Source organism: Enterococcus sp. 6D12_DIV0197, assembly GCF_002174385.1.
In the GTDB taxonomy this organism is placed as follows: Bacteria; Bacillota; Bacilli; order Lactobacillales; family Enterococcaceae; genus Enterococcus_D; species Enterococcus_D casseliflavus.
In genome coordinates this window covers 1,040,282-1,041,909 of the sequence record NZ_NIBN01000001.1, presented here as the reverse complement: position 1 = coordinate 1,041,909, position 1,628 = coordinate 1,040,282, and the positions used below count along the sequence as shown (strand labels likewise).

Genomic DNA, 1,628 nt, shown 5'->3' with positions numbered 1-1,628 from the left:
CCCTAACGCTTTCCAATCGGATATATCTACCTTTTCGGATACATATGTTCTTAAACTTGACTGATAATTTTCTTGATTTTTTTCCTGTGAAAAATAGTAAGTCAAAAAGTATCTTCCAAAAGTATCTATTTTGGATTGAGAAATATCCGTTTCTTTGACACGTTCAATTTGTTCTTTCAATAATTCGCTCTCTTTTTTGACTGATTGAAGTTGTACTTGTTGAATAACACTTATTCCTATCAATAATACAATAAAAAGAGTCAAAATAGATATGAACAAATGAATTTTGGGAACATTTTTCTTGGTTATGGATTCTGATAGTGATTCTTTTCTACTATTCGTTTGTTTTGCTTGGTTCTTTTTCGATATTTCCTTAATAACACTAGGTTCATTTACTGTTTCAGTTGGAATTTCTGTCTGCGGTATTTCTTGGCTTTCATTACTCGTTTTTAACTCCTGACGATTTAATTCTTGCGTATTAAGCGTTGGTTCTGTTGGTTCATTCAAGTAAACTAAAACGGGTTCTGTTGCAAAGTTTTCAAAAGAATCTATTTTAAGTTAAAATTATAGAAAAGATAGCTTGGAGGAACGAAGATGAAGCATTTCAAAGGTAAACAATTTCAAAAAGACGTGATTATTGTCGCCGTTGGCTATTATCTTCGTTATAACCTCAGCTATCGAGACGTTCAAGAAATACTTTATGATCGTGGCATTCATGTGTGTCATACAACGATTTACCGTTGGGTACAAGAATACGGCAAAGCCCTATATCAAATTTGGAAAAAGAAAAATAGACAGTCTTTTTATTCGTGGAAAATGGATGAAACTTATATCAAAATCAAAGGGACCTGGCACTATTTGTATCGCGCGATCGATGCAGACGGTTTAACGCTGGACATTTGGCTAAGTAAAAAACGCGACACACAAGCAGCCTACGCATTTTTAAAACGTCTTAGAAAGCAGTTTGGCGAACCAAAGGTTCTAGTCACAGACAAGGCACCATCTATTGGCAGTGCGTTTAAAAAATTACAAAAAGCTGGTCTGTATACGAAGACAGAACACAGAACAGTTAAGTATCTCAATAACTTGATTGAGCAAGATCATCGACCAATCAAACGTCGGAATAAATTTTATCGAAGCTTACGCACTGCCTCAACAACGATTAAAGGCATGGAAACGATTCGCGGAATATACAAGAAAAGCCGAAAAGAGGGCACACTCTTCGGCTTTTCGGTTTGCACTGAAATCAAGGTCTTATTGGGTATCCCAGCTTAAAAAGCAGTCAAAACGGAATGCTGGTTGTTTATTTTAAAACTTTGCAACAGAACCTAATTCTTTATAGTAGCTGCTTGGTGCCACTTGCATTACACGCAGAAGCATTCGGATGGGATAGCTGTTTCTTAGATTTTTGATAAAGAGAATCTTATTGTGTAAGTTTACTTCGTGAATATAGCCATTGCTTTTTTTAGAATTTCGTTCTCCTGACGCAGACGGATCATTTCTTTTTCCATCTGTTTGATTTGAGCTGGGGTTGTCGAACTGCCTGAGATTGGACTATTGTTTTTCTTCCATTTATAAATTGTTTGTTCTGCAATGCCATATTCACGGGAAATTTCGGCAACTGATTT

General features: G+C 35.7%; 2 protein-coding genes and 1 pseudogene. 1 reads left to right on the top strand and 2 read right to left on the bottom strand.

Features of this window, described 5'->3' with window-relative positions:
* Positions 1–519: pseudogene (locus tag A5867_RS05015) on the bottom strand (hypothetical protein); the annotation flags it as partial.
* 75 nt (positions 520–594) lie between these two features.
* Here A5867_RS05015 and A5867_RS05010 point away from each other — a divergent pair.
* Positions 595–1,275, top strand: a complete 681-nt coding sequence (locus A5867_RS05010; RefSeq protein WP_087627006.1) for an IS6 family transposase — start codon at positions 595–597, stop codon at positions 1,273–1,275.
* Between the two features lie 161 nt (positions 1,276–1,436).
* Here A5867_RS05010 and A5867_RS05005 read toward each other — a convergent pair.
* A partial coding sequence (locus tag A5867_RS05005; RefSeq protein WP_087627005.1) for a transposase occupies positions 1,437–1,628 on the bottom strand: 192 nt, incomplete at its 5' end.